This is a genomic window from Idiomarina xiamenensis 10-D-4 (assembly GCF_000299895.1).
Lineage (GTDB): Bacteria > Pseudomonadota > Gammaproteobacteria > Enterobacterales > Alteromonadaceae > Idiomarina > Idiomarina xiamenensis.
In genome coordinates this window covers 126,976-133,139 of record NZ_AMRG01000010.1, presented here as the reverse complement: position 1 = coordinate 133,139, position 6,164 = coordinate 126,976, and the positions used below count along the sequence as shown (strand labels likewise).

The window sequence follows — 6,164 nt, the reverse complement described above, 5'->3', positions numbered from 1 at the left end:
CCAGCCGCTACCGAAGACGCTCAACGTAGCGACTATCAACGCCAGCAATTGGCATTAACCGAGACTCTGCTGGATGAACTATTCGCCGCCGACGTCTTGGTCATCGGTGCGCCTATGTATAACTTTACCGTACCCAGCCAATTAAAAACCTGGATGGATCGCGTTGCTCAGGCTGGCCGTACTTTTAAATATACCGAGCAAGGCCCGCAGGGTTTATTAACCGGTAAGCGCGCATACTTAGTCTCAGGCCGCGGCGGTATTTACAGTGAAGGACCGGCAGCGGGCATGGATCATCAAGAGAGCTTAGTCAAACAGTTCTTAGCCTTTATCGGTATTACCGAAGTCAGCACGATCCGCGCTGAAGGCGTTAATTTAAGCCCAGAACAGCGTCAGCAATCGATGCAGACGGCCGAACAAGCGGTGGCTGATGAATTCAGTGCTGCTTAGTTAGCCAGCGCCTAGGTTAATTTCAACACCCAGCGTAACGGTAAACGCTTCATCAAAAAGCCCACCAAGCGCCATGGCCAACCCGGCACATAGGCCTCGGTGGGTTCTTTTTCTATCGCCTTAAGCAGCGCGCGACAACCGCTTTCGTTATCGACCATAAATGGCGTTTTTGGCAAATTTTCGTTAATTTCTGAACGAATATAGCCAGGCAGTATGCAACTGACACTAATCGGCGCCGGACGCTTAAGCAATTCAGCTCGGATGCCCTCGCTTAGCGCCCTTAAACCGGCTTTAGAAGCGGCATAAACGGTCATCGCACCGGGCAACCCACGTAATGCACTCATAGACGCGATAGTCACTAAGTGACCGTGACCTTGCTCGTAAAAAATGTTCATGGCAGCTTCACATTGCGCCAACGCCGCGACAAAATTGGTTTCAGCGGTTTGTCGATTGGCGGCAAAGTGGCCTTTACCTAAGGCAGCACCCTTGCCCATGCCAGCATTGACGATGATCCGGTCTAATTGCCCAAACTCCAGTTTAAATGACTGAAAAACATCAAATACTTGCTGGTGATCGTTGACATCCAGTGGCGCAATAGCGACGCGAATGTTGGGGTACAACTGAGTTAACTCGTCACGTAATTGCTGTAACCGCTCAATACGCCTAGCACAAAGCGCCAAATCGCGACCCAAGGCCGCATATTGTCGCGCCATGCCTTCACCTAACCCCGAACTTGCACCGCTAATCAAAATAACTTGACGCGTCTTTGTCGCTGTCCTTGCCATCACATCAGTTCCTATCGTTTACGTCAGACAATCACCATAGCTTACGGTAACGCTCGATATTATTCAGCAGCGTCTTTATTGTCCGGTGCTGGCTGAGGCAGCGTATAATTAGCGGGTAGCCAACGATAGTGTCCATCGCCAAGCGCTTGAATATGACCGATTCCTGGGAACGACAAATGCGCACCGGCAATCCAATCACCGTGCTTAGCGAGTTCCGCAAACAACTGTTGTCGCTGTTGACGCGCTTGCTCAGCATCACTGTCAAAGGCGATGGTGACGCTGGGGTCGGCGAACTGAATGGCGGCGGCATGAACAATATCGCCCCAAATCCAAAGCCGCTGACCGTCACGCTGCAGACGATAGCTAGTGTGCCCAGGCGTATGACCGGGCGTGGCTACAGCGTGAATACCGGCCGCTAAGGTGTCACCCGCACTAAAGGCAACCAACCGTCCTTGTGCTTGGTAAGGCGCCAATAATTGACGTACCTTTTCTAGGCTGCGGCGCTGCTCATCATTGGCTTGCGCTAAGCGTTCGTCGCTTAACCAATAATTGACTTCATCGTCGCGCGCATAAACGCTTGCGTGGCTAAAACGAGGCTTGTCTCCCTTCAGTAAGCCGCCCACGTGGTCGCTATGCAAATGGGTTAACAAAATAACATCGACGGCGTCGGTGCTATAACCTGCCGCCTGCAAATTTTGCTGTAAACGCCCGACACTGTCGCCAAACAGATCACCCGCGCCGGTATCGATTAACACTAATTGTTTGCCGTCGTTAACCAAAAAGCCATTGACCGATGTGTCTAACGGACTGTGCAAATAAAATTCAGCCAAACGTTGACGGACTTCCGCCGCATCTAAACTCAATAATTGATGCATGGGTAACGGATTAACACCATCTGATAAAGCCGTGATTTCAATATCACCCAGCGCCAAACGATAATACCCCGGAGCCTGCGTAAATTGAGCTGGCGCTTTAGCCGCGACAGCAGCACTGTAACCGCCTGCCAGTGCCGCAACCGTAACGCCGCCAGCGAATAGCAGCGTAGACCAAAACCGGTTCAATGGGTAACGAGCCATGATGCTCTCCTTTGCTTGTGTTCATTAACCTTAACCATTACGTCAGCGATTGCGTTTTCGACCATCTTTAGCGAGTATCTTAAACCCGTAGACGGGCATAAAAAAACCGCGCCGGAGCGCGGTTCTAAGTATTATCGAAAACTCGCTTACCAGCCAGTTTTCTCGCGAATCGCTTTACCGATATCGGCTAAGCTACGCACGGTTTTAACGCCTGCGGCTTCCAGCGCTGCGAATTTTTCATCAGCAGTACCTTTACCACCAGAGATGATGGCACCAGCGTGACCCATACGCTTACCCGGAGGAGCAGTCACACCCGCGATGTAAGACACAACCGGCTTAGTCACGTTTGCTTTAATGTATTCAGCCGCTTCTTCTTCCGCAGTACCGCCGATCTCACCGATCATAACGATAGCCTCGGTTTCTGGATCTTTTTCGAACAGTTCCAGAATATCGATAAAGTTAGAGCCTGGAATCGGGTCGCCACCGATACCAACACAGCTCGACTGACCAAAACCTTCATCAGTCGTCTGCTTGACCGCTTCATAAGTCAATGTACCTGAACGCGATACGATACCCACTTTACCTTTCTTATGAATGTGACCTGGCATAATACCAATTTTGCATTCATCTGGGGTGATCACACCTGGGCAGTTAGGACCAATCATACGAACATTCTTATGCGTTAAATATTCTTTAACGTACAGCATGTCCAGAGTTGGAATACCCTCGGTAATACAGACGATCAGCTCGATACCCGCGTCTGCAGCTTCGATGATCGAATCTTTACAGAAAGGTGCTGGTACATAAATCACCGATGCGGTAGCGCCGGTAGCTTCAACCGCTTCGCGCACAGTATTGAATACTGGCAGGCCTAAATGAGTTTGACCGCCTTTACCCGGGGTGACACCGCCAACCATTTGCGTGCCATAAGCAATCGCTTGCTCAGAGTGGAAGGTACCTTGACCGCCAGTGAAACCTTGGCAGATAACTTTGGTGTTCTTATCGATCAAAATGCTCATTATTGACCTCCTGCTGCAGCGACAACTTTATCGGCAGCGTCAGACAGGCTTTCTGCTGCAATGATGTTTAAGCCACTGTCTTGTAGTTTCTTGGTTCCCAGCTCAGCGTTGTTACCTTCTAAGCGAACCACGACCGGTACTTTAACGCCAACTTCTTCGACCGCACCGATGATACCTTCAGCGATCATGTCACAACGAACAATACCACCAAAGATGTTGACCAGAACCGCTTTAACGGCTTTGTCAGAGAGGATAATTTTGAACGCTTCTGATACACGTTCTTTAGTTGCACCACCACCAACGTCAAGGAAGTTAGCGGGTTGGCCACCAGACAATTTAACGATGTCCATGGTACCCATAGCCAGACCAGCACCGTTAACCATACAACCGATGTTGCCGTCTAACGCGACGTAGTTAAGTTCCCACTTAGCCGCTTGTGCTTCACGCTCATCTTCTTGTGATGGATCGTGCATTTCTTTGATTTTAGGCTGGCGATACAACGCATTACTATCGATGTTCACCTTACCGTCTAAGCAATGCAGATTACCTTGCTCGGTGATCACCAACGGGTTGATTTCCAACAGTGCAAAATCGTACTGTTCGAACATCTTCGCCAAACCTAAAAAGATTTTAGTGAATTGCTTAACTTGGTCAGCGTTCAAACCCAGTTTAAAGCCCAACTCGCGACCTTGATAAGGTTGCGCGCCGACAATCGGGTCGATCACTGCTTTTAAGATTTTTTCTGGCGTTTCTTCAGCCACTTTCTCGATTTCCACGCCACCTTCGGTTGATGCCATGAAAACGATTTTACGGGTAGAACGGTCAACAACCGCGCCCAAGTACAGCTCAGAAGCGATATCAGTCAGGCTTTCTACCAAGATTTTAGACACCGGCTGACCATTAGCGTCAGTCTGATAAGTGACTAAGTTTTTGCCTAACCAGTTGGACGCGAATGCGTGCACTTCGTCAGTGCTTGAAACTAATTTAACACCGCCAGCTTTACCGCGGCCACCAGCGTGAACCTGAGTTTTAACAACCCACTTGTCACCGCCGATACGTTTTGCTGCTTCGACAGCTTCGTCTGCAGTATCTACGGCAAAACCTTCAGATACTGGCAAACCAAACTCTTTAAATAATTGTTTGGCCTGATACTCATGCAAATTCATGATGCTCTTCCAATTCGTTTGAACAACAAAAGCAGCAAATTGCTGCTAACCCGAATTACGCGCCGCATTTTAACGCTTACGGCGCAAAAAAAACAGCCGCAATATCGATTGCGGCTGTCGCCAACTTATACGTCTAGAATCAGACGCTGTGGATCTTCCAGTAACTCTTTAACAGTCACCAAGAAGCCCACTGACTCTTTGCCATCAATAATACGGTGATCGTACGACAGAGCCAGATACATCATCGGTAAAATCTCAATCTTACCGTCTACCACCATTGGCCGTTCTTGGATTTTATGCATACCCAAAATGGCACTTTGTGGTGGATTCAAAATCGGCGTAGACAACAGTGAACCGAACACACCACCATTAGTAATGGTGAAGTTACCGCCCTGCATTTCGTCTAACGTCAACTTACCATCGCGGCCCTTAATTGCTAACGCCTTGATGCCTTTCTCAATATCAGCCAAACCTAAACGGTCAGTGTCACGCAATACTGGTGTTACCAAACCGCGAGGCGTCGATACCGCAATGCTGATATCAAAGAAGTTATGATAAACGACGTCGTCACCGTCAATCGATGCGTTGACTTCTGGGAAACGCTTCAGCGCTTCGGTCACCGCTTTGACATAAAAGCCCATGAAGCCTAAACGTGTATCATGGCGCTCTTCGAAGACATCTTTGTACTTCTTGCGTAGGTCCATGATCGGCTTCATGTTGATTTCATTGAAGGTAGTCAACATTGCCGTCGAGTTTTTCGCATCCAACAAACGTTCCGCGATACGTTTACGTAAGCGCGTCATCGGTACACGTTTTTGGTCACGGTCGCCACTGCTTGCTTGCGCTGCTGCTGACGCTTTGTCAGTACTCGCAGAAGCCGCTTTATTGGCGCCTTCTTTGACGTGTTTTTCGACGTCTTCTTTGGTGACGCGGCCATTCTTGCCGGTGCCCTTAACGTCACTGGCTTTTAGCCCATGCTCGGCTAACAGGCGACGTACTGCCGGTCCGGCAACATCACTATCTTCGCTGCTGTCGTTGGCACTGCTATCGGTTGTCGCTTGGCTATCACCGCTACGGCCTTTACTGGCACCCGCCGCAACAATACCGATAACATCCTCGGCACCGACGGTGGCACCGTCATCATGTTTAATTTCCAGCAACACACCGTCAGCCGGTGCAACCACTTCTAACACCACTTTGTCGGTTTCGATGTCGACTAAGTTTTGGTCGCGTTTAACCGCATCACCGGCTTTTACATGCCAAGCCGCGATGGTCGCGTCAGATACCGACTCAGGTAACTGTGGCACTTTCACTTCTAGCTTCTCGCCGCTGTCTGAACTGGCCTTAGCCTCGTCCTTGCTGGTCGATTTACTATCGCTTTTAGTGTCCGCTTTAGCATCGCTTTTGGCCGCTGCGCCATCGCCTTTTTCAAGCTTGCCTATGACTTCCTCGGCACCGACAGTGGTACCTTCTTCGGCAATAATTTCGCCGATGACGCCGTCAGCTTCCGCGACAACTTCTAGCACCACTTTGTCTGTTTCGATATCCACCAGATTCTGGTCCCGAGAGACCTTGTCTCCTGGCTTTACATGCCATGTGGCAACTGTTGCATCAGCAACAGATTCAGGTAATTGAGGAACTTTAATATCAATCGCCATGGTAGACCTTCAC

Annotated in this window: 6 protein-coding genes; 1 reads left to right on the top strand and 5 read right to left on the bottom strand. The window is 49.6% G+C overall.

Features of this window, described 5'->3' with window-relative positions:
• Positions 1-447 (top strand): FMN-dependent NADH-azoreductase (locus tag A10D4_RS08980; RefSeq protein ID WP_008489085.1); only part of this gene is annotated, 447 nt, incomplete at its 5' end.
• An 11-nt stretch (positions 448-458) separates the two neighbouring features.
• Here A10D4_RS08980 and A10D4_RS08975 read toward each other — a convergent pair.
• From A10D4_RS08975 to odhB, 5 genes are all read right to left on the bottom strand, one after another.
• On the bottom strand, positions 459-1,232 hold the full coding sequence (locus tag A10D4_RS08975) for an SDR family oxidoreductase (protein WP_008489084.1): 774 nt from the start codon (positions 1,230-1,232) through the stop codon (positions 459-461).
• Positions 1,233-1,291: 59 nt separating this feature from the next.
• Positions 1,292-2,308 (bottom strand): MBL fold metallo-hydrolase, encoded by a 1,017-nt coding sequence (locus A10D4_RS08970; RefSeq protein ID WP_008489083.1) that lies wholly within the window; start codon positions 2,306-2,308, stop codon positions 1,292-1,294.
• A 146-nt stretch (positions 2,309-2,454) separates the two neighbouring features.
• Positions 2,455-3,327 carry a succinate--CoA ligase subunit alpha gene (sucD, locus tag A10D4_RS08965; protein ID WP_008489082.1) on the bottom strand — a complete coding sequence of 291 codons (873 nt, stop codon included), beginning with the start codon at positions 3,325-3,327 and terminating at the stop codon, positions 2,455-2,457.
• Positions 3,327-4,493, bottom strand: a complete 1,167-nt coding sequence (gene sucC / locus A10D4_RS08960) for an ADP-forming succinate--CoA ligase subunit beta (protein ID WP_008489081.1) — start codon at positions 4,491-4,493, stop codon at positions 3,327-3,329. Before sucC ends, sucD begins: the two co-directional genes overlap by 1 nt.
• 125 nt (positions 4,494-4,618) lie before the next feature.
• The gene (odhB, locus tag A10D4_RS08955; protein WP_008489080.1) at positions 4,619-6,151 is read right to left on the bottom strand and encodes a 2-oxoglutarate dehydrogenase complex dihydrolipoyllysine-residue succinyltransferase; all 1,533 of its coding nucleotides are present in this window, start codon (positions 6,149-6,151) and stop codon (positions 4,619-4,621) included.
• Between the last annotated feature and the right edge of the window lie 13 nt (positions 6,152-6,164).